Source organism: Streptomyces caeni (assembly GCF_042678285.1).
GTDB classification, from domain to species: Bacteria; Actinomycetota; Actinomycetes; order Streptomycetales; family Streptomycetaceae; genus Streptomyces; species Streptomyces caeni.
The window spans coordinates 1-23407 of the sequence record NZ_JBHUDX010000038.1; the positions used below are offsets into that span (position 1 = coordinate 1).

At 68.5% G+C, this 23407-nt stretch carries 14 protein-coding genes and 5 pseudogenes; 12 read left to right on the forward strand and 7 right to left on the reverse strand.

Going from position 1 to position 23407, the window contains the following annotated elements; all coding sequences use genetic code 11:
- The first annotated feature begins 140 nt into the window (after positions 1–140).
- Positions 141–563, forward strand: a complete 423-nt coding sequence (locus ACFSL4_RS14820; protein WP_381082599.1) for a hypothetical protein — start codon at positions 141–143, stop codon at positions 561–563.
- Positions 564–760: 197 nt separating this feature from the next.
- Here ACFSL4_RS14820 and ACFSL4_RS14825 read toward each other — a convergent pair whose 3' ends face one another.
- Positions 761–2131, reverse strand: coding sequence for an SMI1/KNR4 family protein (locus tag ACFSL4_RS14825; protein ID WP_381082601.1), 1371 nt, complete (start codon positions 2129–2131; stop codon positions 761–763).
- Positions 2132–2483: 352 nt separating this feature from the next.
- Between ACFSL4_RS14825 and ACFSL4_RS14830 the strand changes: the two are divergent.
- Positions 2484–2906 (forward strand): annotated as a pseudogene (locus ACFSL4_RS14830) (transposase); the annotation flags it as partial.
- 484 nt (positions 2907–3390) lie between these two features.
- Here the strand turns inward: ACFSL4_RS14830 and ACFSL4_RS14835 are convergent.
- Together ACFSL4_RS14835 and ACFSL4_RS14840 are read right to left on the reverse strand one after the other, a co-directional pair.
- Complete coding sequence (locus tag ACFSL4_RS14835) at positions 3391–4368, reverse strand: diacylglycerol/lipid kinase family protein (protein WP_381082603.1); 978 nt, start codon at positions 4366–4368, stop codon at positions 3391–3393.
- 550 nt (positions 4369–4918) lie between these two features.
- On the reverse strand, positions 4919–5344 hold the full coding sequence (locus ACFSL4_RS14840) for a hypothetical protein (protein WP_381082605.1): 426 nt from the start codon (positions 5342–5344) through the stop codon (positions 4919–4921).
- A gap of 639 nt (positions 5345–5983) precedes the next feature.
- On the opposite strand from ACFSL4_RS14840, the pseudogene ACFSL4_RS14845 reads away from it, so the two are divergent.
- From ACFSL4_RS14845 to ACFSL4_RS14855, 3 genes and pseudogenes are all read left to right on the forward strand, one after another.
- A pseudogene (locus ACFSL4_RS14845) lies at positions 5984–7110 on the forward strand (AI-2E family transporter).
- A 97-nt stretch (positions 7111–7207) separates the two neighbouring features.
- Positions 7208–7885 (forward strand): HdeD family acid-resistance protein, encoded by a 678-nt coding sequence (locus ACFSL4_RS14850; RefSeq protein WP_381082607.1) that lies wholly within the window; start codon positions 7208–7210, stop codon positions 7883–7885.
- A gap of 99 nt (positions 7886–7984) precedes the next feature.
- On the forward strand, positions 7985–9220 hold the full coding sequence (locus ACFSL4_RS14855; RefSeq protein WP_381082624.1) for a PP2C family protein-serine/threonine phosphatase: 1236 nt from the start codon (positions 7985–7987) through the stop codon (positions 9218–9220).
- A gap of 69 nt (positions 9221–9289) precedes the next feature.
- Here the strand turns inward: ACFSL4_RS14855 and ACFSL4_RS14860 are convergent, their stop codons facing one another.
- Positions 9290–9943 carry a TetR/AcrR family transcriptional regulator gene (locus ACFSL4_RS14860; protein WP_381082609.1) on the reverse strand — a complete coding sequence of 218 codons (654 nt, stop codon included), beginning with the start codon at positions 9941–9943 and terminating at the stop codon, positions 9290–9292.
- Positions 9944–10080: 137 nt separating this feature from the next.
- Here ACFSL4_RS14860 and ACFSL4_RS14865 point away from each other — a divergent pair, with 137 nt between their 5' ends.
- Positions 10081–13302, forward strand: coding sequence for a bifunctional cytochrome P450/NADPH--P450 reductase (locus ACFSL4_RS14865; RefSeq protein WP_381082611.1), 3222 nt, complete (start codon positions 10081–10083; stop codon positions 13300–13302).
- 144 nt (positions 13303–13446) lie between these two features.
- Entirely contained in the window at positions 13447–14493 is a 1047-nt protein-coding gene (locus ACFSL4_RS14870) for a zinc-binding dehydrogenase (protein ID WP_381082613.1), read from the forward strand.
- Between the two features lie 170 nt (positions 14494–14663).
- Here the strand turns inward: ACFSL4_RS14870 and ACFSL4_RS14875 are convergent, their stop codons facing one another.
- Positions 14664–15014 carry a PP2C family protein-serine/threonine phosphatase gene (locus tag ACFSL4_RS14875; protein WP_381082614.1) on the reverse strand — a complete coding sequence of 117 codons (351 nt, stop codon included), beginning with the start codon at positions 15012–15014 and terminating at the stop codon, positions 14664–14666.
- Positions 15015–15381: 367 nt separating this feature from the next.
- Between ACFSL4_RS14875 and ACFSL4_RS14880 the strand changes: the two are divergent.
- Both ACFSL4_RS14880 and ACFSL4_RS14885 read left to right on the forward strand, forming a co-directional pair.
- A pseudogene (locus ACFSL4_RS14880) lies at positions 15382–16197 on the forward strand (IS5 family transposase); the annotation flags it as partial.
- A gap of 544 nt (positions 16198–16741) precedes the next feature.
- A complete protein-coding gene (locus ACFSL4_RS14885; RefSeq protein ID WP_381082616.1) occupies positions 16742–18115 on the forward strand; it encodes a tetratricopeptide repeat protein in 1374 nt (457 codons plus the stop codon).
- 239 nt (positions 18116–18354) lie between these two features.
- Here the strand turns inward: ACFSL4_RS14885 and ACFSL4_RS14890 are convergent, their stop codons facing one another.
- Both ACFSL4_RS14890 and ACFSL4_RS14895 read right to left on the reverse strand, forming a co-directional pair.
- Entirely contained in the window at positions 18355–19260 is a 906-nt protein-coding gene (locus tag ACFSL4_RS14890; protein WP_381082618.1) for a phosphotransferase, read from the reverse strand.
- A gap of 32 nt (positions 19261–19292) precedes the next feature.
- Entirely contained in the window at positions 19293–19988 is a 696-nt protein-coding gene (locus tag ACFSL4_RS14895; RefSeq protein WP_381082620.1) for a hypothetical protein, read from the reverse strand.
- 146 nt (positions 19989–20134) lie between these two features.
- Here ACFSL4_RS14895 and ACFSL4_RS14900 point away from each other — a divergent pair.
- The 3 genes and pseudogenes from ACFSL4_RS14900 to ACFSL4_RS14910 form a co-directional block, all read left to right on the forward strand.
- Positions 20135–20887 (forward strand): annotated as a pseudogene (locus tag ACFSL4_RS14900) (IS256 family transposase); the annotation flags it as partial.
- Between the two features lie 56 nt (positions 20888–20943).
- On the forward strand, positions 20944–23028 hold the full coding sequence (locus ACFSL4_RS14905; protein WP_381082622.1) for an ISAzo13 family transposase: 2085 nt from the start codon (positions 20944–20946) through the stop codon (positions 23026–23028).
- A pseudogene (locus ACFSL4_RS14910) lies at positions 23024–23407 on the forward strand (transposase); the annotation flags it as partial. The gene ACFSL4_RS14905 and the pseudogene ACFSL4_RS14910, both read left to right, overlap by 5 nt.

A 23407-nucleotide genomic window follows, 5' to 3' on the forward strand; every position in this document is an offset into this window, starting at 1 on the left:
AGACTGCAGCAGGACTTCACCCCCGCAGCGTAAGCAACCGCTGTCCACGATCAGGGTGGAACTTCACGGGTGTACTGGGCGATGACCGCGGTGATACTGCGCCGGCTGACTGGGGCGACCACACCAGCCTGGCGCACCGCATGACCGGCGGGGAGCTGACCCTCGGCGCGGTGCTGGCACGGCTGAAGGAGCGGGAACGGGAGATCACCGCGCAGGCCGAGACGGTGCGGGAACAGATCACGCAGCTGACCGCACGGCTCGATGAACTCGGCCGGGCCGCCGAAGAAGTCCGTATCACCCGAAAGACACTGCTGGGGCTGCCCGACCCGCAACCGCCCGCGCCGTCGGCACCGAAGCTTCCGGACCATCCGGCCTACCAGCAGATCATGGCGGTGTTCGCCGCGGTCGACCATCCGCTGCGTGCGCGGCAGGTGTGCGAGTCGATGGACCTGGCGGTCGCGCCCAACAACATCAACAACGTCCGCCTCAAGCTCAAGCGGCTGGCCGACCGAGGGATCCTGGCCGAGACCGAGCCAGGCTTGTTCACCCAGCCTCGGCCGTAGTCGACCGACGTCGCCACGACCTGCCCGCTCGTCCCGCACGAAACGAAGAATCGGGCATCAGGTCTCATACCGCCCTCTCACATGATCGCCGAGACTGTGCCTGCACTGTGTCCACGCCCTGCCCGAGCCGGGACGTCCACCCCGGCTCCGGGCCGGCCCGGCGTTCCGGACGGATCGCCGTCATGCAACGGCCCCTGTCATGAGACCGCTCCCTCCAGGACCGTGATGTCGGAGATCGGCGGCCGACCGTACAGGGCGAGGATCTCGTTGGCGAGGGCGATGGTCTGCAACGGGTTGTCCTGCTGCCGGTGGGCCTCGATGCCTGCGGCGAGAAGCCCGGTGGGCACGGCCCCCGCATCGAGGAGGACGCGCCACTCCGCGGGTGGGAGTTCCAGATACTCAAGGTGGGTGAGCCGGGCGATCTCACAGGGATCGGCGAGAGTACCGGGATAGGCGGAGAGGGTCCGCAGACGCGGCAGGCCGAAGACGGGGGCGAGGCTGAGAGGCTCCTTCTCCCAGACCCCGAGGCTGAGGACCTCCAGGCCGGGGTGGGCGGCAGCCTCGAAGCTGGGGACGGAGACGTGATTGACGTAGGCGACGAGTGGCGGCCGTTCGGTTCTTCTGACCGGCCGGCCGTCGAAGTGGCGGTGGACGACCATGTCGGTGAGGGAGTCGGCGACCAGCCCGGCACCGATGTTCTCCTCGTGACTGATGATGATCACCTGCCCGACGTGCCCGTCCGGACCCGGTGTGAGGTCGATGGCGATACGGTCTCCGCCGCCGTTGTCACCGAAGACGATCCAGCCCGGCGAGCCGACAAGCCCCTGCACGGCGTCCTCGGGCCCCGTCTCGACCGCCTCCATGGCGCCGAACTTCCACGGCACATGCCGGGAAGCCGCGTCGGCGACGTACACCTCGCCGAGAGGAAAGAGCTCGCAGCCGACGGTGTCGTACGGCTCCCGGTAGTCGTCCCAGTCCTCGTACTGGCTCCGGACGACCTGGTACAGGGCCCTCAACTCGGTAGGCAGCGGCACGCCCAGACGCGCCTCGACCGCTGCGATCTCCTCGTCGGAGGCGCCCACCGCGTCCGGGAGCCGTTCGCGAAGAGTGCGCTGCAGCAGTTCCACATCCGCGGACGGAGCCGGCACTACGCCGGGCACCGGCTCGGGCAGGCGGCGCACCGGCTCGGGCAGTGCCCCGTCCGCGAGAAGAAGCGTGCCCGGGTGCGCGGTCGCGACACCCGGCTCCGCTGAAGAGCCCAATCTGATCAGATGCAGCCGGATACCGCTGGGAGCAGAAGAGGCCTCCACGACGAAGGAGACTCCGTCGCTGCCGTTCTCCTTGAGTGCTTCGACGATCTGGCCCACAGCGTCGAACTGCTCCTGGCTGTCGGAGACCTGTGAGGCACGCCCCGGCTGCGGCGGCCGGAACGGAAGCGGAACACTACATGCTCCGGGACTGATCTGCCCCGCCACATGCCCGCCGGGTGCGGTGAGCGTTTCCGTGTGGGCGGCGTACAACAGGCGCAGCAGGGGTTGCCAGGTGGTGAAGTCATGAAGCGCGGGCACGAGCAGACCTCCTGAATATGTGTTCGGTGATGGGTGAATTATGGGTGGGGGCGCCGACATTACGAGGCGCAGAGGCAGCGGCCGCGGGGAATGCGACGCGTCCTTCGGTCGAAGGGGCGAACTCGGGTCAAGATGACCCATCACCGGTCTCGGACTCAACGTCGTTCACCTTCGCTGAGTCGGGACACTGCGGTCTTGTCCGTGCAAGGGACCGCCATCGGCCATTCCGGAGTCATGCTCAAGACCTGTGGATCGAGCTCGGGGAGCACGCGAAGGGCGTACCTTCCCGAGTGATCGACTGATGGTCATCGAGTAGGCCGGTGTTCGCAGCACCGGTCGGGAAGGCACGCCCGTGCTCAGCGTAGTCAACGACGACGGCACCACACCGAACGGCTCCCTGATCGACGAGATCGTCCGGGAGGGGGCGAGGCGGATGCTCGCGGCGGCCCTGGAGGCCGAAGTCAACGCCTATATAGCCGAGTTGGTCGACCAGCGCGACGAGACCGGTCGTCGGCTCGTGGTCCGCAACGGCTACCACCAGCCCAGGAAGGTCACCACCGCGGCCGGGGCGGTCGAGGTGAAGGCCCCGCGGGTGAACGACAAGCGCGTCGACGAGGCCACGGGCGAGCGCAAGCGGTTCTCCTCCGCGATCCTGCCATCGTGGTGCCGCAAGTTCCCGAAGATCAGCGAGGTGCTGCCTCTGCTCTACCTGCACGGCCTGTCCTCGGGCGACTTTGTGCCCGCACTGGAACAGTTCCTCGGCTCGGCGGCCGGCGGGAGGCGAGTTTCTCCGCCTCCGCCTTGAGCCTTGCGTTCTCCGCACGCAGCCGGGCCAGCTCCTCCGCCTCGGAACTCCGGTGGACCTTTCCGGTGGACGCAGGAAGAGTTCCTTCACGGGCCTGCTTGCGCCAGTGCTCGATATGCGAGTGGTACAGCTTCTCCTTACGCAGCAGCACCCCGCGCTCGGGGCTGCCGTCGGGCAGGGCGTCGTAGGCGGCGAGGATCCGCGCTTTGTACGCGGCGGTGAAACTCCTGCGCTTGGGACGGGCCGGCTTCTCGGCGGGTTCGTCGGTCACCCGACCATCCTGCCGTGCCATCACGGCCTGGTCGGCAAAGGTCATCGTCACGGTGGTCCTGGTCCTGTCTCGCCCTGCATCAGATCAAAGAGGCGTGCACCTTCTACGTCTCACCGGAGTCTGACAGACAGGGACCCGGCATGAACCGCCCCGGTCATAGGACAGATGTCTGAGTCCGCTGTCTCAGTGATCACGCGGTGCTCTTGGGCGCCCGGGCACCGGCTCCACCGGGATTCCTGGTCGGTCTCTTGGCAGCAGCACTCGCAGTCCGCCTGGCCGGGCCTCGCACGTGACGGGAAGAGGCAGCGTCACGGGTTCACCATCGATCCCTGCGTGCAGCAGTTGCTGTCCCCGGCCGTGCAACGTGATGCTGGCCGCCCTCCATGCGATGGCAGCATCGCCTGCCGGACCTGGGCCGGGCTGCTGTCCCAGCAGCTGGCTGCGGAGGGCTCGGAGGAGATCCGGCGGTGTGTCGGTCGGGCCCTTGAGCACGATGCCGCCGAGTAGGCCCGAGGCGAGCGTGAAGCGGCGCCCCAAGTAGCGTGGAGTGGCGATGTGGTACGGGTTGTTGGAAACCAGCACCACTTGCGGGAACCGGACGGTTCCCCGCGGGGTGTCCACGTCGGCCTCGACCCATTGCGTTCCTTTGAGGTAGTCGGGGGCGAGCGACGCGAAGGTGCGCGCCTTGTCCTCCCGGTACCCGGGGTCCAGCAGGGCGTCGGCGTAGAGGCCGAACGACACGTTGTTGACGAAGACGTGCGGGCCCACTACGCCGAGATCCACACGGGTGAGCACGCCGTCGGTCACGGCACTCAGTGAGGACACCGGGTTGCGGATGTCGAGGCCCAGATCCCGGGCGAAATGGTTGCGCGTGCCCGCCGGGACCACCAGCAACGGCCGGTCCGTGGCGGAGGCCACCGCGGCCACGGCCGATACCGTTCCGTCGCCGCCCGCGACCCCCAGTACCTCGGCCCCCTCATGGACCGCGCGCCTGGCGAGTGACGCTGCGTCCTGCTCGGCACTGGTCGACCAGACCCGTGCGCCCATGCTCTCGGCACGGTTGACCAGGTCGAAACGGGCAGTCTTGCCGCCGCCCGAGCGTGGATTTGTCACGACCACCACCCGGGTACGTGCCCCAGCTCCAGCCATCACCGCACCCACTTCCGCCGCCCCCGTCGGTCGCCGACCGACCGATCGAGTCCAGTACGACCAGGCTGGCAGACCCCTCCTTGCCTCCGCGCGACCGACAGCGACAGAGTCCAGGCATTCGACCTGGACCCGAAGTCGCTGCTTGAGGGCCTCTGGTCGGCGCGGTTCCATGGGTGGAAGCCGGGGTCGGCCTGGATACGGCGGTTCCCGTACCGCCTGAGTGCCGTGCCGGAGCCGCCGCGGTCAGTGCTGGGGGTGCGGCCGAGAGCGAAACAGAGGCCGTCGCCGGGCAGCCGCGCCGGGACTGAGGCGGCCGGCTTCCAGTCGCAGCCGGACAACAGACATCGATTTCACGGCGGTCTTCGATGCCACATGGTGCTGGAGGCCCAAGCTGCCGTGGTGACGGACCTGTTCGGGATCGCGGGCGGCGAAGGCACCCAGGCGCGCTTTCAGTTGCCCGGTGGCGAGCTGCCCTGGGGCATGGCGTGTGGTGCTGCTCTGCCCTGGGCAGCCCGCTGCACCGTTTGAGACTTGAGATTGGTCGGTCCTCCCGACCTGGCTCCTACCTGCTGGCCAGAGCTTCGGCTTCCGTACGGGCCCGCACCGCCTCCAGTGCAGCGTATTCCGCCTCCAGGATCGCGGAGCCGGCGAAGTCGATCGCGAACGACGCGTACCCCTCCGCATCATCCGCCTTGAGCTCGGCACGCTTCACGTCAAGCTCGCCCTTGCGCTCCTGGAGTTGGCTCTTGACCTTCGCTACGTGCTCCTGCCACTTGTTCCTGGCCTCTTCCAGTGAGGCAGCGGCAGCGGCCTTCTGCGCGGCTCCCTCACGGCGGAGTTGCTCTGCCCGCTGTTCCGTCTCCCGCTGAACCTGTTCGATCGCGGCCGCCAGATCCTCCTGGTCCTTGGCGATGGCACTCTGCACCTGCTCTTGTGCGTGCTTCGACCAATCCGTCAGTTGGGTGATGCGGTCCGTCATCTGCGTCATGGTCCTGCCCTTCCGATTGCCCTAAAAGGAGGATTCTCGCCAATTCGAACATATCCGGCGGGCGACTGCTACTCGCGTGGCAGTGCCATGGCGGAGGACAAGTCGGGACAGTGTGGGACGTGGCCGTCGCCCTGCCCAGGGCGGCTCGCCACGGGGTCTCACTACCGTGACCGGATATGCCGCGCCGTTGCACGCCGTCGGTCTCGGTCAGCGGCGCCCCGGACATGCGCGGGGGCCCGGCAGAGGTTAGACAGGAAGGGTGATGGTCAACAGACCAGAAAATGTCGGAATCCCGCTGGAACTGTCTGTTCTGTATGGACCGTTGGCCTGTGGCCGGTCGGGCACCCACGCGCCTGTGCTGGATTCGTCGCCCATGCGCACTCGTGAGCCGGGGCACGACGGCACGCCGGTGGCCGGCGTGTTCTCCCGCGAGCACGTGTCCGAGCTGGTGGTCAGGCAGTCGACCCGGCCGGGGCCCCCTCCGCTCAGTGCATCCACGGCCGCCCGGCGGGCTGTTGAGCCCCCTTGTCTCCGCTGCGACCGTCGATGACGCAGCCGGACCCCGGCCAGGAGCCGCAGCCGCCTGAAAGGCCCTCGTCTTCCGGGGCCGAGGCCGCAGAGGCGGGCGGTGCCGCCCGGATGCCCCGGTGGCTGCCGCGGGCCATGGTGCTTGCCTTGCCCTGGTGGCCGCATTCCAGCTCGGCAGCTGGGCGTTCCACCGGCTTACTGGTCTGCTGGTCGGCATTCTGATCGCGTCTTTCCTGGCGCTGGGAATCGAGCCGCCGATCGGCCGGATGGTGGCGCGGGGGATTGGCCGGGGCCTGGCCGCCCTTCTGGTGTGTCTCGCCGTGGTCCTCGGGGTGGCGGGGTTCTTCGCGCTGTTCGGCTCGTTCCTGGCGGGCCAGATCAGCGGCATCGTCGAGCACTTCCCGCGGTACTTCGACTCCCTCATCGGCTGGATCAACCGGACGTTCCACACGGAACTGTCGCGGGTCGACATCCAGGGCCGGCTGTTGCGCCCGGACTGGCTGCGGACGTACGTGCAGAAGAGCGCGGGCGGTGTGTTCGACTTCTCGGCTTCCGCGCTGGGCGGTCTGTTCCGGCTGCTGACGATCTTGCTGTTCGCCTTCTACTTCGCCGTGGACGGACCCCGGCTGCGCCGCGCGTTGTGCTCGCTGCTGCCACCGGCCAAGCAGACCGAGGTGCTGCGGGCCTGGGAGATCGCGGTCGACAAGACGAGCGGATACCTCTACTCCCGGGGGTTGATGGCCCTGATCTCCGCGGTCGCCCACTTCGTCATGCTGGCGGTGCTGGGTGTGCCGTATGCCCCTGCGCTCGCCGTGTGGGTGGGGGTGGTGTCGCAGTTCATCCCGGTCATCGGCACCTATCTGGCCGGGGCCGTGCCCATCCTGGCCGCGTTCGCCGTCGACCCCTGGTACGCGGTGTGGGTGCTGGTCTTCGTCGTGGTCTATCAGCAGTTCGAGAACTATCTGATCCAGCCGAAACTCACGTCCAAAACAGTGGACATCCATCCAGCGGTGGCCTTCGGCTCCGTGATCGCGGGCACCGCGCTGCTCGGTGTGGCCGGCACGCTGATGGCCATTCCGGTGGTGGCCACGTTGCAGACGTTCTTCAGTGCGTATGTGAAGCGGTACGACGTCGCGGATGATCTGCGGGCACAGAACGGCCGACGTTACCCGCGCAGGGGTGGCCCGTCGCTGCTCGCGTGGCTGCGTGGCCTGCTGCACCGCCGCGGCCGTTCCTGACCGGGCTTGCGAAGGCCGCCGCCAGGCGAAACAGGGCCGGGTGAGTGACGATGGAGGTGTACGGCCCGGTCCTGCTGTTCCAGGAGGAGGCAGCGGCATGACTTATCCCTCTGATTCCCCGGGCACCGGCCCTTCGCGCGGCACCGAGCCGCAAGACGCCCCGTTGACCGAAGGCCTTGGCGCCTTGGCGAACATGGGCTGGCAGATCCTGCTCACCACGGGCCTGGCTACGATCACCCTGGGCGTCGTGGTCTTCGCCTGGCCGGAGGAGACGCTGCGGGTCGTCGGCGTACTCTTCGGCATCTACCTGCTGGTCACCGGCGTCTTCCAGCTGGCCGCCGCCTTCGGTACGCACGTCCCCCGGCATCTTCGGGTGCTGCACTTCCTCACGGGTGCGCTCTCCGTCCTGCTGGGGCTGATCTGCTTCCGGGGCACTCTGCAGTCGATCTTTCTGCTCGCCCTGTGGATCGGCTTCAGCTGGCTGCTGCGCGGCATCATGGTGACGGCTGCGGCGGCCTCCGCCGAGGACATGCCGGCACGCGGCTGGCAGCTGTTCTACGGGATCATCAGCACTCTGGCGGGCATCGTGCTGATCGTCTCGCCGTTCACCTCGATCGCCGCACTCACCCTGGCGGTGGGTGTCATGGCCGTGGTCCTCGGCGTGGTCGAGGTGTTCCAGGCCATCAGGATGCGCGTCGAAGTCGGCCGTCTCGCTCCGGGCGGCACTGCCGCACATCGGCGGCCCCTGTTCCACCGACCGCATCCCCAGCACTGATCACAGGGGCCGGACCGGCCAGTCACGGACGAGCGGCGAAGCGGCACCCGTGCAGTGGGATGGGCACCTCGGTCAGCGACTGCACCGCACCTGATGACCATGACGGCTGACATCGATTTCACGGCGTTCTTCGACGCCACCCCAAGCCCGTACCTGGTGCTGGATGCGGACCTGGTGATTCGCTACGTCAACCCGGCATGCCTGCGGACCATCGGCAGGACCGAGGAGGGGTTGATCGGGCGGCACTTCTTCGACGTCCTGCCGGACAGTCGCGGCGTCCGCGACGACGTGGAACAGAGCCTGAAAGTGTCACTCCACCGGCTTCTGCGCACCGGGAAACCGGAAACCGTGGTGCTCCAGCGGTACGACCTTCCCGTCCCCGACCGGCCTGGCGCGTTCGAGGAGCGATGGTGGTCCGTGATCCACACCCCCATTTGCGGACCTGACAGTAGTGTGAAGTGGATCATCCAACAGGTAGCGGACGTCACGGCCTTCGTCCACTCCTCCCGGGCACGCCCGCTCGGCGAGGAGCCGACCGAGCGGGCGCAGGGCATGGTCGCCGAGCCGTATGCGCGGGCCAGAGAGCTGCACCGGCTGAACCAGGAACTGCGCCGGGCCCACGCCCGCGAACAGCGGGTCGCCGTCACCCTGCAGGAAGCCATGCTCTCCGTCCCCGACCTGGATCGGCACACCAACATCGCCGTGCGCTACCTGCCCGCGACGACCTCACTCAACGTGTGCGGCGACTGGTACGACGTTGTCGACCTACCACCCGACCGCTACGCCGTGGCGGTCGGAGACGTCGTCGGCCACGGCCTGCACGCCGCGGCCGTCATGGGCATGCTCCGCAGCGCCCTGAGCGCCGTGATCCGCGCCATCCCCAGCCCCGCCCAGGCCTTGGAAATCCTCGGCCTCTACGCCCGCTCCGTGGACGGCGCGATGGCCGCCACCGCGGTCAAGGTACTCATCGATACCCGCGGCAGGCTGATCATCTACAGCAGCGCCGGGCACCCACCACCCGTGCTGCTCCACTCCGACGGGACCTGCGAACAGCTGGACCAGGCCACCGACCCGCCACTCGGCGCACGCGAGTACCATGTCCCGCGCCCCCAGGCCGGCCTCCCCTATATCCCGGGAGACACCCTCGTGCTGTACACCGACGGCCTCATCGAGCGCCACGACGAGGACATCGACGCCGGCCTGGAACGACTGACCACAGCCCTGGCCCAGGACCCGACCCTCCCACCTGACCTGCTGGCCGACGCACTGCTGGCCCGGCTCGACGTCGCCGGGGGCGCTCCCGACGACATCGCTCTCGTCATCATCCGCCTATGACCCCACGCGTCTTCTCGACCACTCCCGGAGCTGCTCCGGCCGGGATCAGAGACACGCAGCTGCCGCCCGTCACCCCGTCTCGCGGGTGCGCGCGGGGTGGTTCTCCACGCCGGCGATCGCGGCGTCCAGCGCGCAGTTGAACATCGTGTCGATCACGTCGTTCGAGGGTGCGGGGGCCTCGATCCTGCCGGGGCCCGTCGTCCCGGGGAAGGTGCTCCACCGCTGTAGCGCTCCCGTCAGTTCGCTGACCAGCAGACCCGTGAACACGGCGCGCAGGGTGGCGGCGACGCGCGGGACCTCCTCAGCGGACAGCTCCGAGGCGGCGAGGGTGTCCGTGAGTCCACGCCAGAACGGGTCGTCCGGCTGGACGAAGTCGGCGCGCCCGAAGGAGTACCCCATCAGCTTGGGGTGACGGTGCGCCAGCGCCCTGAAGTCCAGCGCCAGTTGCCGCAGCCGGTCCTGCCAGGGGGCATCCTCCCGTTCCGGTGTGCGGAACTGTGAGCCGACGCGTTCGGTCACGCCGCGCAGTACGGCGTCCTTGTTCGGCACGTGGTGGTACAGCGACATCGGGTTCGCGTCCAGCGCCGCCGCAAGTTTGCGCATGGTCAGCGCCTCGACCCCGTCGGCGTCGATGAGTTCCAGGGCCTTGGCGCAGATCCCGTCCTTGGTGAGCGGTACGTCCCTCTTCCTCGTCCCCCGGGGTGCCTTCTTTTGAGTTTCCATACGTCGTATGGTACCACTGTAGACAGTTCCATACGGCGTATGGAAATCGGGGGCCTCGCTGTCCATCGGCGGCGTCCCAGGCATGCCACAGAGCCCTTGCCCGCCCCCCTACATTTCTCCGCACAAAGGAGCAAGCCATGGCCACGCAACCCGTGACCGATCTGCGTCCCATCCCGTCCCCGCGCGGGATCCCCCTCCTCGGCCACACCACGCAGGTCCCCGGCACCAACCCGTTCGCCTACTTCGCCGAGCTGTCCAAGCAGTTCCCCGAGGGCATCTTCAGCCTGAACATCGCCGGCATCGAGCAGGTCTTCGTCACTGACCCGGACCTGGTGGCCGAGGTCTGCGACGAGACGCGGTTCTTCAAGCAGATCGAGAAGACGCCGCTGAACCATGTCCGGGACTTCACGGGCGCGGGCCTGTTCACGGCGCATCAGCACGAAGAGGAATGGGGAATGGCCCACCGGATCCTCCTGCCGGCCTTCAGCCAGCGCGCCATGAAGGCTTACTACGGGCAGATGCTGGAGATCGCGCAGAACCTGGCGGGCAAGTGGGAGGGCAGGGAGGGGCAGCCGGTCAACATCACCGACGACTACACCCGGCTGACCTTGGACACCATCGCCCTGACGGGGTTCGGCTACCGGTTCGACTCTTTCGACAAGGAGGAGCTGCACCCCTTCCTCAACGCACTGCTGGGCGCGCTGGTGGAGTCGCTGCGGCGCTCCCAGGAACTGCCGGTGATGACCAAGATGCGCAAGGCCGACGCCAAGAAGTACGGCGAGAACATCCAGCTGATGCGGGACCTGGTCGACAGCGTGATCAAGGAGCGCCGCCAGGGGAAGGGCAGCGGCGAGGAGGACCTGCTGGGCCTGATGCTGGAGGCGACCGACCCGGAGACCGGCAAGCAGCTGACCGATGACAACGTCCGCGACCAGGTGGTGACGTTCCTGATCGCGGGCCACGAGACCACCAGCGGCCTGCTGTCCTTCGCCACGTACTCGCTGATGCGTAACCCGCATGTGCTGGCCCAGGCCTACGCCGAGGTGGACCGCCTGCTGCCCGGCGACACCGTCCCGGACTACGACACGATCATGCAGCTGGACGTCATCCCGCGGATCCTGGAGGAGACCCTGCGCCTGTGGGCTCCCATCCCGCTGTTCGGCAAGACGGCGCGGGAGGACACGGTCATCGGTGGCCGCTACGAGCTGAAGAAGGGCACGAAGGTCCTCATCCTCGAAGGCCCGCTGCACACCCACCCAAAGGCATGGGAGCGGCCGGAGGAATTCGACATCGACCGGTGGCTGCCGGAGAACCGCGTGCAGCAGCACCCGCACGCCTACAAGCCGTTCGGCAACGGCGTGCGCGCCTGCATCGGCCGGCAGTTCGCGCTCACCGAGGCCCGCCTGGCCCTGGCGCTGGTGTTGCAGAAGTTCAAGTTCGCCGACCCGAACGACTACAAGATGGACGTCCGGGAAGCGCTGACCCGCAAGCCCGGCGACTTCGAACTCGTCATACGCACCCGCCAGGACCAGGAGCGGACCGTCTTCGGTGCCGCCGACGTCCGGAGCGACAACGAGCGGCAGCAGGCCGTGGTCAGCGGCGTCGGCGTGAATCTCACCGTCGCATACGGCTCCAGCCTGGGCTCGTGCGAGGACCTGGCACGCACGATCGCCGACCGCGGCGAGCGCTCAGGGTTCGGCACCACGCTGACGAGCCTGGACGAGCTGGGCGACAACCTGCCCACCGATGGGCTGCTGGTCGTCGTCGCCGCCAGCTACAACGGCAAGGCGCCCGACAACGCCCAGCGCTTCGACGAGCTGATCGCCGCCGGACTGCCCGAAGGCTCGCTGTCCAGGGTGCGATTCGCGCTGCTCGGGGCTGGCAACACCCAGTGGGTTGCGACCTACCAGGCGTTCCCCAAGCGGATCGAAGCCGCACTGCTGGCCGCCGGTGCCACGCCGCTCGTCGAGCGCGGCATCGCGGACGCCGCCGGGGACTTCGACGGCATGGCCAGTCGCTGGATGGACGGCCTGTGGGCCACCCTGGCCGAGGAGTACGCCGCCGACACCTCCGAGGCCAGCGGCCCGCGCTATGAAGTGCAGTTGCTGACCGAGGCGGACGTACGGCCTGCGATCGTCTCCGAGCAGGCTTACCCGCTGACGGTGGTGGCCAACGAGGAGCTCGTGTCCGACGCGACCGGGCTGTGGGACTTCAGCATCGAGCCGCCGCGCCCCTCCGCGAAGTCGATCACCATCGAGCTGCCCGAGGACGTCACCTACGACACCGGCAACCACCTGGCCGTCTTCGCCAAGAACGAGCCCGCGCTGGTCGACCGCGCCCTCGCACGGCTTGGCGTCGACCGCGACCAGGTGCTCCGGCTGGAGCAGCCCGCAGGAGGCCGGACTCACCTGCCGGTGGGCACGCCCGTCACCGCGGGTCTGCTGCTCACCGAGTTCCTGGAACTGCAGGACCTGGCCACCCGCTCCCAGATACAGACCCTGGCCGAGTACACCGAGTGCCCCTGGACCAGGCCGCAGTTGGAGACGTACACGGCCGACACCGAGGAAGCCGGAGAGCGGTACCAGAAGGAGATCCTCGACAAGCGCGTCTCCGTGCTCACCCTGCTGGAGCGCTTCCCCGCCGTCGAACTCCCGCTCGCGGTCTTCCTGGAGATGATGGGCCCGATCCGTCCGCGCTTCTACTCCATCTCCTCCTCCCCGCTGGCCAATCCGCGCCAGGTACGCCTGACTGTCGGCCTGCTGGAAGGCCCGGCCCTGTCCGGCGACGGCCAGTACCGCGGCACCTGCTCCTCCTACATGGCGCGGTTGGAGCCCGGAGACGTCGTCTACGGCTACGTCCGCGTGCCCTCCCCGACCTTCGCCCCGCCCGTCGACCCCACGACACCGCTCATCCTCATCGGCCCCGGCACCGGCATCGCACCGCTGCGCGGCTTCCTGGAGGAGCGCGCCCGGCAGTACGAGAACGGCACGGAGGTGGGCCTGTCCCAGGTCTTCGTCGGCTGCCGCCACCCGGAGCACGACTACTTCTACCGGGACGAGATGGAGACGTGGGAGCTGTCCGGCATCGCCCGGGTCCACACCGCCTTCTCCGCGGTGACCGGCCACCCGGCCCGGTTCGTGCAGAACGCCATCGCGGGCGCCGCTGACACGCTGTGGCAGGCGCTTCAGGACGGCGCGTACGTCTACGTCTGCGGCGACGGCCGACGTATGGCGCCCGCCGTCCGCGAGGCCCTGGCCGCGGTCTACCGCGAGCACACCGGCGGCGGCGACGCGGCAGCCCAGCGGTGGCTCGCCCAGCTGGAGGCCGACGAGCGCTACCAGCAGGACGTCTTCGCCTGATCCCCAGACGCCGGGAGGCATGCGGCAACCCTCCCTGGCCGTACGCCTCCCGGTCCCACCCATCCCAGCAGAACCGCCCGGCACCGCCGGCCCGAACCGCCGGGCGGTGCCGCCCACGAAAAGCCTCACAGAAAGCAGATCCCCATGGACACCATGCTCGCCGGACGCTTCCACCTGGACAGCAATAAGTTCGCCGTGGAAGAGGTCCCGATCCCCGTGCCCGGCCCGGGCGAGGTCCTCATCGAGGTCAAGGCCGCCGGCGTCTGTCTCTCCGACGTCCACCTGATCGACGGCTCCCTCGTCCCGCTGTTCGCCACTTCTGACACGGTCACCGTCGGCCACGAGGTATCCGGCGTGATCCACACCCTCGGCCCCGACCTCAAGCGCGGCCTGACCGTCGGCACCCGCGTCACCCTGGAGGCCGGCAAGACCTGCGGCCGGTGCGCCGACTGCGTACGCCGCCGCCCCTGCACCCAGATGCTCACCGCCGGCATCGACTACGACGGCGGCTGGGCCCAGTACACCGTCGCCCGCGAGGACACCCTCATCCCCATTCCCGACAGCCTCCCCTTCGACCAGGCCGCGATCATCCCCGACGCGGTCTCCACCCCCTACGCCGCCGTCGTCGCCACCGCCGGCGTCCGACCCGCCCAGTCCGTCGGCGTCTGGGGTGTGGGCGGAGTCGGCGCCCACAACGTGCGTCTCGCCCGCCTGGTCGGCGCCGCACCGATCATCGCCGTCGACCCGCTGCCCAGCGCCCGCGAACGTGCCCTGGCCTTCGGCGCGGACCTGGCCCTGGACCCGGCCGCACCCGACTTCGCCGACCAGGTACGCGCGGCCACCGGCGGACGGGGCCTGGACTTCGCCTTCGACTGCGCCGGCGTCCCCGCCGTCCGCGAGCAGGCCGCCTCCGTACTCGGCCTGGGCGGCTCCCTGATCCTGGTCGGCATCACGCCGCACCCGCTCACCATCAGCGAGGGCCTGACATTCAACTACCTGAGCAAGCAGGTGCGCGGCCACTACGGCGGCTTCCCCGAGTCCGTCACCGAGCTGGTCCGGTTGACCGCGGCCGGCCGCCTCGACCTGGCCCCCTCCATCACCGACCACATCCCGCTCGCCGACGCCGCCGCCGCGGTCAACCGGCTGGAGAACAAGATCGGCGACCCGATCCGCCTCATCCTCGTCCCCTGACAACCACCTCTGAGAAAACACCCAGAAGCCACCTCGGGCAGGGGTGAGTGGGCGCCGGTGCTTGAGGGAGCACCGGCGCCCACGGTGGCATCCCCTTCACCTCCACGCCGGAATGACCAGGCGGTGGCGGCGTTACCTGCTGCGCCGGAGGAGGATCCTGGCTCGATTCCTCAATAGACCTTCAACAGCAGGAGGGCGGTGTCGTCGGCACGGTCGCCTGGCGGCTGGGCGTGGACGAGAAGTGCGTCGGCGATGTCGTCGAGCGGCCCGGTGGCCTTGGAAAGGACTGTCGCGAGGTCGATGAGGGCGGTTTCGTGGTCGGTGCCAGGGGTTTCGATGAGCCCGTCGGTGTAGAGGGCCAGGAGGGCGCCGGGCGGCAGAGGGAAGTCGGTGGTGGGGTACTCCGCCTCGAGGTCGACGCCCAGCAGAGGCCTTGGCGGTGCCGCCAGGATGTCGGTGTGCAGGCCGGCGTGGCGCAGCAGGGGCGGGCAGTGGCCCGCAGTGGCCAGTTGGTGCCCCACACGCGGGGACCTGCCACGAGTGGGGCCGCCGCAACGGCGCCCACGAACGGGAAGGTCAGGGCCAGGTGGGGATAGCGGCGGGCGACCTCTTCGCCGGAACCGACCCACACCAGATGCCGCTCGAGTATCGCTTTGGCAACGTCGGCCAGGACAGCCACCCGTCGCAGGAGACTGACAAACCCCGTGGGCATCCCGACGCTCGCGTCCAGGACCGGGACTTCGCCGCCGGGCTCGAGCAGAAAGAGCGCCCCGGCATGCGCACTCAGAGGGCGGTATGTGACGTGATGCCGCGTTTGTTGTCGCTGGAATGTGTGGCACAGGTGTATCGGGGCTGATCAGGGAGTCCTGTCGTGCTGGAGTGTTCCTCGTGAGCGACCGCCAGCCCTACAAGAGCGACTTGTCCGACGAGCGGTGGGCCCTGATCGAGCCCGTCATCGCCTCCTGGAAGGCTCAGCATCCCTCCGTCAGCGGCCACCAGGGCGCCTACGAGATGCGGGAGATCGTCAACGCCCTGCTCCACCAGTCCCGTACCGGCTGCCAGTGGGACTACCTCCCCCACGACCTGCCCCCGCCCGGCGCGGTGAAGTACTACTTCTACAAATGGCGCGACGACGGCACCGACCAGACCATCCACGACCTGCTGCGATGGCAGGTCCGCGAGAGCCGGGGGCGCAAGGCCGACCCCAGCCTGGTGGTGCTCGACACCCAGAGCCTGCACGCGGCCGCCGGGGTGCCCGCCGACACCACCGGAAGGGACGCGGCAAAAAAAGTCCCGGGCCGCAAGCGCGGCCTGGCAGTTGATGTTCTCGGTCTGGTGATCGCGGTAGTGGTGCTGGCCGCGTCCGCACACGACAACGCCGCCGGCATCGCCTTGCTGGACAAGGTCGCCGCCGACACCGACACGGTGCACAAGGCCCTGGTGGACCAGGGGTTCAAGACCGCCGTCATCGACCACGGGCAGAAGGTGGGCATCGACGTCGAAGTCGTCGAGCGCAACCCGGCAGCCAGCGGGTTCGTCCCGCAGCCCAAGAGGTGGGTGGTGGAACAGGTGAACGGGATCATGATGCTGCACCGCAGGCTGGTACGGGACTACGAGCACCGGCCCGCCTCCGCCGAGTCGAGGGTGTACTGGGCCATAAGCGACCGGATGGCCCGGATGCTCACCTCGACCTCCACCCCCACCTTGGCGCGGCGCATGAGCGGCGGCGAGCTGACCTTGCCAGCGGTGCTGGCGCGCCTGGAGGAGCAAGAGCGCGAGATCGCCGCGCAGGCCGAGGCCACGCGGGGACGCATCGCGGAACTCACCGCGCAATTGGAGGAGTTCGACCGGGTCGCCGAAGAGGTCCGCATCACCCGCAAGACCTTGCTGGCGCTGCCTGATCCGTCCCCGCCGACGCCGCCGGCCGCGAAGCTGCCGGACCATCCGGCCTACCGGCAGATCATGGCGGTGTTCGCCGCGGCCGACGCCCCGCTGCGTGCACGGGCGGTCTGCGAGGCGATGGATCTGGAGATCGCGCCCAGCAACGTCAACAACGTCCGGCTGAAGCTCAAGCGGCTGGTCGAACGCGGGATCCTGATCGAGTCCGAGCAGGGATTGTTCACCCAGCCACGGCCATAGCCACCCGGAGAGGCCACCGCCAGCCCGACAGGCCCAGCCGCAAGCGCGAAACGGACAACACATCACTTACCACCCTCTCACACTGGCAGGCGGCTTCCTGTCCCAGCAAGTGCTCGATCCCTGGACGATGGAGACCTACGGGCAACGTCTCGAAGAAGGGGAAGGAGTCGAGCTCATCGACCAGGGAGCCGATGCCTTGTCGCAGGAGGATCCCCGGCACCTGGTCGGCCTGACGTGGCAACTGACACTCGACGCGTTCGAAGCCCGCGGCCTGCCCGAAGCCACCGCACTGCTCAGGCTCCTGTCGCGCTTCGCCCCCGAACCGCTGCCGCTGTCCCTGCTCAACCGCCCCGAGATCAGCGGTGTTCTTCCCCGCGCCCGCTGTGAAACCGCACTGAGAGCGCTGCTGGACCAGTCGCTGACCGAACTGGTCGACGTCGGCGAGCGCTGCGCACAGAGTCACGCGGTGCTGCTCGACAGCGTCGCGGCAGCGACCCCGGCGGACAAGGTGCCGGCTCTGAGCACCACGGCGGTCCGGTTGCTCGACGCGGCCGTGCCCGCTGTGCCCGACGCGGGCCCCTACGATCCGCTGCTTCGGCTGCTGGTGCCCCACGCCCTCGCGGTGCTGCGGCGCGTCAGTGACCCGCCGACAACGGTCGACGCGCTGGCCGTGGCGACCCGGCTGTCCATCGCCCTGCACCGCACCGGAGACTACCTGTCCGCCTGGGAGACCGCCCGGGCCGCCGCGGACCTCGGCGAGCGGCAGCTCGGCCCGGAGCACCGCCTCGTACTGGCCGCCCGCTCCAGGGCCGGACGAGCGTTGTTCCGGCTGGGCAGGTACGCCGAGGCCGAACTACAGCTCGGGTGCGTCCGCGCCGCCCAGGAACGACTGCTTGGGGCCGACGATCCCGACACCCTGGACAGCGCCCACGGCCTGCAGCTCGTACTCGGAAACCTCGGGAGACGGGACGAGGCCATCTTGCTCCTGCGGTCCACGGTCGCCGGCAGGCGAAGGGCACTGGGCCCCGCCCACCCACTGACGTTGCGCTCCCGCTCAAGCCTGCTGGTCCTGCTCTCCGCGTCCGAGATCGTCGCCGAAGAAGACGGCGCGCTGCTTTCCCTGCCCTGGGACTGCCTCCGCTTCCTCGGCCCCGACCACACGGTGACCTTGGGCGCTCACCACAACCATGCCTGGGCGCTGTACCTGCTGGGCCGTTTCGACGAGGCCGACGAGGAGATCCGGCTGGTCACCGAGGCATACCGGCGACGCTTCGGCCCCGACTACCCGATCGCACTCTCGGCCCAGCAGCTCCTGTCCCGAACCCAGGCCGCACGAGGCCACATGGACGCGGCGATCGAGATCATGACGGATGTCGTCGCCAGCCGGGAACGCGATCTGGGAGCAGACCACCCGTTCACCGTAGCCAGCCGACAGCTCCTCAACGATTTCACGTCGGGGCGATGGCGCCCGCCCGGTGCGTGACAAGTACGCGTCTGAGGCAGGCCAGACGCGGGATCGGGGCACGATTGCGGCGTGTGGTGAGGGCGGGCAGGCCATCGTCCGTCAGCCCGAGCCAGTTGGATCTCGCTTGTGGTGGGAGGACGCTGAGGGGGCACTGGTGCTCGGCGAACCTGCTGGACGCCTCGCCTCCAGCCACAGCGAGACACTGCTCTTCTACCCGGTCGGCATCAACCGCGCTGGGCGTGGCCGGGTTCGTATGGCTACAGGATGTTCCACTGAAGCCTGTCGTCCTGGTTCCGCAGCCCCTCCACGCGCTTTTGCACTTCTGCCAGGCTTGCAGGCGCATGATGCACTTTACGAGCATTTGTCGTGATCATGCGCAGTTCTCGAATGGAAGCCAAGGTCCGGTAACCCGGCCAGCGAGTGACGTCCCATCCGTAGGTGTCGGCGAAGGCCCGGTAGTGGCCTTGGCCGTAGCCGAAACGCCGGCAATGGACCTCGACCGTCACCAGGTCCCACTCGGGCTGACCGCAGGCGATCGTGTCCCAGTCGCACAGGACGGCGTCGCCGTCACTGGTGTGCAGCGCGTTCCGGTGCTGAGGGTCACCCTGTATCAGGCCCTTACCCAGGGCGAACCCCACACCGCTGAGCTCCGCTTCGAGGCGGTCCGCCTCGCCCGACAGGAACCGGACCGAGTCGGGCGGCAAGCAGGTGATGGCTGAGAGCGAGCGTCGGATCGCCCTGATGTTGTCGTGCTCGGGGAAGGCCAGCCCGGGTGAGGGCAAGGTGTGGAGGGCGTACAGGGGTTTGGCGAGCCGCTCGGCTGCCACCGGCCGTTCGGGCTGAGGCAGATAGGTCCAGAAGGTGACGGCATGCCCATCGACCACGACGGGCTGGTCGACGTGATGCAGGGGAACAGTGGGGAAGCCGACGTCCATCAGCCAGCGGACGAATGCGACGGTGCGCGCGACGTCGTCGATGCGAGATCCCCGCCGGGCGATCTTGACAACGACCTGCTCCGTCTCGAGGAGGAGGACCGCGTTGGTGTGTCCTCGTAGGAGGCATGCCCCACGGCTGTCGAGGCCGACACCTGTGCACGCGCGCTCCAGGACCTGATACATCTCGTACTCGTCGTACCCGCCGGGGGCCGGCACTGCTTCTTTCATGTCTTCCAGGCTCGCCGACCGCCGGCCTGCTGTCACGTCCGGCCGGGTGGAAGCGCCAGGATCTCGCGCAGCTCCCGCGCTGCCCGAGTGCCCTGCGTCCCAGGTGGAAGGGCTTCGATGATGTCGCGAGCGCGCTCCTCCACGATCGGCGTGCGGTGAGCAGGATGGATTCTCAAGAACGTCGCTCCGGCCAGCTGACACGCCTCTGCCAGGCTGCGGTCCTGCGCAAGGCAGAGAGCCGCCTCAAGATGGAGGAGTGCCGGGTCGATGCCGGTCTTCTTCGGATAGAGACTCAGCGCCTCCTCCTGTGCGCGTCCTGCCTGGCTGGTACGGCCGAGAGCCGTCAGCGTCCCGCTCTTGTAGAGCAGGAGGCGCCGTTCCGGGAAGGCGAAGGCATCGTTGGCGGTACCGCCCGCGGCGCCACTCTGCTCGAACGCGGCCATCGCATGCCGCAGCGCAGACTCCGCACCATCGCCGTCACCCAGTTTCGCGAGGGCTCGCGCCTCCGCCGCTGACGCGAAGGCTGCGGTGACACTGGGCCGGCCCCGGCTGAGGATACGAGCCTCCCTGGAGAGCGAGACAGCCGACTCCAGTGGACCGTAGTAGAACGGGAGCATCGCAGCCTGCGCCCTCACCCGCGCCCGAAGTTCCCGGTTGCCGCTGTCGTCCGCGGCGTAGCGGGCTGTCGCGTACCAAGACCGCGACCGGGTCAGATCACCGAGCTTCATGAGCGCATCGGGGGAGTGTCTAATCAACGGCGGATCTGTTGATCAAGGAGACGCCAGAGATGACCGACATCGTCGTTGAGCACGAGCCCGCTGAGCAGCCGGTCCAGGTGCCGTCGAGTACGGCGACGGACGAGCAGTTGATCGCGATGCTGGTGGACCGCGCCCGTACGGACGGGCTGCAGCTGACCGGCGAGGGCGGGCTGCTGCAGCAGCTGACCAAGCGGGTACTGGAGTCCGCCCTGGAAGGCGAGATCACCGATCACCTCGGCTACGAGAAGCACGATCCGGCCGGGAAGAACAACGGCAACAGCCGCAACGGCACCCGGGCCAAGACCGTGCTGACCGATGTCGGCCCCGTCGAGGTCAGGGTGCCCCGGGATGTGGCCGGCAGCTTCGAGCCGCAGATCGTCAAGAAGCGGCAGCGCCGTCTGACTGGTGTCGACGAGATGGTGCTGTCGTTGTCCGCGAAGGGCCTCACCCACGGCGAGATATCCGCGCACCTGGCCGAGGTCTACGGCGCCGAGGTGTCCAAGCAGACCATCTCCACCATCACCGACCAGGTCATGGACGGCATGGCCGAATGGCAGAACCGTCCCCTGGACCGTGTCTACCCGGTCCTGTTCGTGGACGCCATCAACGTCAAGATCAGGGACGGGCAGGTCGCGAACCGTCCGATCTACGTGGTGATGGCGGTGACCGTGGACGGCACCCGCGACATCCTCGGCATCTGGGCCGGCGACGGCGGCGAGGGCGCGAAGTACTGGCTGCACGTGTTCACCGAGCTGAAGAACCGCGGCTGCGAGGACGTGCTGATGCTGGTCTGCGACGGGCTCAAGGGCCTTCCCGAGGCCGTGGAAACCGTCTGGCCCCGCACGATCGTCCAGACGTGTGTAGTTCACCGGGAGCCGTACGGAAACAAGATGTCGCTTCCGGCAGTGTGCCTCGTTGACCTGGTATGGCGTTTTCGGAGGGGGAGCACGGTCAACTCGCCGTGCGGTTCGAGGTATTGCTGCCGCATCTGGACGAGCGGCAGCGGCGTTTGCTGCTGGCGGCCGAGGCGAGGTTGCTGGGGCATGGCGGTGTCCGGGCCGTCGCGCGGGTCGCGGGGGTGAGCGAGACCACGGTCCGCAGGGGTGTCTTCGAGCTGGAGGCAGGCGAGGCCCCACCACCTGCAGGCCGGACTCGCAGGTCGGGCGGGGGCCGCAAGCGGGCCGAGGAGGTCGATCCGGCTCTGCTGCCTGCGTTGATGGCGCTGGTCGAGCCGGATGAGCGGGGCGATCCGATGTCGCCGCTGCGGTGGACGACGAAGTCGCTGCGGAACCTCGCCGAGGAGCTGACGCGTCAGGGGCATCCGGTGTCCGCGATGACGGTGGGTCGGCTGCTGAAGGACAGCGGGTTCAGCCTCCAGGCCCAGGCCAGGACTCTGGAGGGAAAGCAGCACCCGGAGCGGGACGCCCAGTTCCGCTACCTCAACGAGCAGGACAAGCAGCACCAGGCCGACGACGAGCCGGTCATCAGCGTGGACACGAAGAAGAAGGAGATGATCGGCCGACTGCCCAACCCCGGACGGCAGTGGCGTCCGAAGGGCGACCCGGTCCGGGTCGACGACCACAGCTTCTTCTCCGGGCCGACGGGTGAAGCGGCGATCCCGTATGGCATCTACGATCTTTCGGCGGACACCGGCTGGGTCAATGTCGGCACCGACCACGACACCTCGGTCTTCGCGGTCACTTCGATCCGTCGCTGGTGGGAGGTTCGGGGTCGCCACGACTATCCGCAGGCCACCCGGCTGCTGATCACCGCGGACGCGGGTGGCTCCAACGGCTACCGCTTCCGCGTCTGGAAGGCGGAGCTGGCCAGACTCGCCTCCGAGACGGGCCTGGCGATCACCGTCTGTCACTTCCCTCCCGGTACGTCGAAATGGAACAAGATCGAGCACCGGTTGTTCTCCCACATCACGATGAACTGGCGGGGCCGCCCGTTGACCAGCTATGAAGTCGTTGTCCAGTCCATCGCCGCGACCCGCACCCGTAGTGGGCTGCGGGTCGAAGCGGAACTCGACACCAGCCGCTATCCCCTGGGCATCGCCATCAGCAAGGCCCAGCTGAAGGGCCTGCCCATCGAGTACCACGACACGCACGGCGCCTGGAACTACACCGTCCGCCCCGTTGCCGACCATGTCGATGGCGAACTCGCCCAGGTCGCGGATCAGGACACAGCCCGCCGGCGGGTGCTCGACCTGCTGTCCGAGCCGGCCCTGACCGGGATGAGCCGCGAGGAACTGGCGGCCCTGTGCGGGAAGATCACGCCCGAGCTGGGCTCCCTGCGTGAGGAACGCCTGCACCGCAAGCGTGGCGGACCTCGCCGCCACGGGGCCGGAGACAACAAGCACCCGGTCCTCGCCCCCGCGGACCGGGTCCTGCTGAGCGTGATCTACCTCCGGCACGTGTGCTCGCAGAACCTGCTGGCCGAGATGCTGGGCCTGTGCCAGCGCACCATCGGCCCGTCCATCAAGGAGGTCCGACGGCTCCTTCAGGAAAGCAGCATCTCCATCACACCCACCACGCTGTGTTTCTCAAGCGGTCAGGAGATCGAGGACTTCGTACGCACCGGGGCACCGGTCACCGCCCGGCTCCAGCTCACGCACCGCCTGGCCGACCCATCCCTGACCGGGATGGACCGCGCTGAACTCGCCGACCTCATCGACCAGTTGTCGCTGCAGCAGGCCGCCTTGATCGAGCGGCGCCGCCACCATCAGCGCGGCGGACCGCGTCAGCCAGGCACCCGCGGAGGCGTCTTCCGTCAGAAGATCACCGATGCCGAACGCCTCCTGGCCGCCGTCCTTTATCAGCGCAAGCTCGGCACTCGGCAGGTCCTGGCGGATGCTTTCGGCGTCAGTCTCGGCACCCTCAACAACGCCCTCGCCGACGCCCACCCCGTCCTCCACGAAGCCGGAATCGCCCTGCCGCCCGCCCCGACCCGCTTCACCAGCGGCGCCGAATTGCTCGCATCCGTCAGCAGCGACACGCCAACAGGTTGATTCTCTACGGCTCCACCTGCTGCGGAATTCGTTCCGTTACGCGGCCCGCCAGGACTGGGACAAGATCGCCAAGGCCCTCAAGCCGGTCTATACCGCCCCCAGCGAGGACGCGGCGACGGAGCGGTTCCTGGAGTTCCAGGAGACGTGGGGCAAGAAGTACCCGGCGATCGTGAAGCTGTGGGAGAACGCCTGGGCCGAGTTCGTGCCCTTCCTCTCCTTCGACGTCGAGATCCGCAAGGTGATCTGCTCGACGAACGCAATCGAGAGCGTCAACGCCCGCATACGCAAGGCCGTCCGGGCCCGCGGGCACTTCCCCAACGAGGCGACTCCGCTGGCGAATTTGCTTACGGTGCTGTGGCGTACGGGGCGAGGGCAGCGA

What these genes read in the sequence shown, in the direction of transcription:
- ACFSL4_RS14905 (WP_381082622.1), top strand. Translation starts at nt 20,944, where the DNA reads ATGGCGTTTTCGGAGGGGGAGCACGGTCAACTCGCCGTGCGGTTCGAG.
- ACFSL4_RS14860 (WP_381082609.1), bottom strand. Translation starts at nt 9,943, where the DNA reads ATGGAAACTCAAAAGAAGGCACCCCGGGGGACGAGGAAGAGGGACGTA.
- ACFSL4_RS14850 (WP_381082607.1), top strand. Translation starts at nt 7,208, where the DNA reads ATGACTTATCCCTCTGATTCCCCGGGCACCGGCCCTTCGCGCGGCACC.
- ACFSL4_RS14865 (WP_381082611.1), top strand. Translation starts at nt 10,081, where the DNA reads ATGGCCACGCAACCCGTGACCGATCTGCGTCCCATCCCGTCCCCGCGC.
- ACFSL4_RS14855 (WP_381082624.1), top strand. Translation starts at nt 7,985, where the DNA reads ATGACGGCTGACATCGATTTCACGGCGTTCTTCGACGCCACCCCAAGC.
- ACFSL4_RS14840 (WP_381082605.1), bottom strand. Translation starts at nt 5,344, where the DNA reads ATGACGCAGATGACGGACCGCATCACCCAACTGACGGATTGGTCGAAG.
- ACFSL4_RS14870 (WP_381082613.1), top strand. Translation starts at nt 13,447, where the DNA reads ATGGACACCATGCTCGCCGGACGCTTCCACCTGGACAGCAATAAGTTC.
- ACFSL4_RS14820 (WP_381082599.1), top strand. Translation starts at nt 141, where the DNA reads ATGACCGGCGGGGAGCTGACCCTCGGCGCGGTGCTGGCACGGCTGAAG.
- ACFSL4_RS14895 (WP_381082620.1), bottom strand. Translation starts at nt 19,988, where the DNA reads ATGAAGCTCGGTGATCTGACCCGGTCGCGGTCTTGGTACGCGACAGCC.
- ACFSL4_RS14890 (WP_381082618.1), bottom strand. Translation starts at nt 19,260, where the DNA reads ATGAAAGAAGCAGTGCCGGCCCCCGGCGGGTACGACGAGTACGAGATG.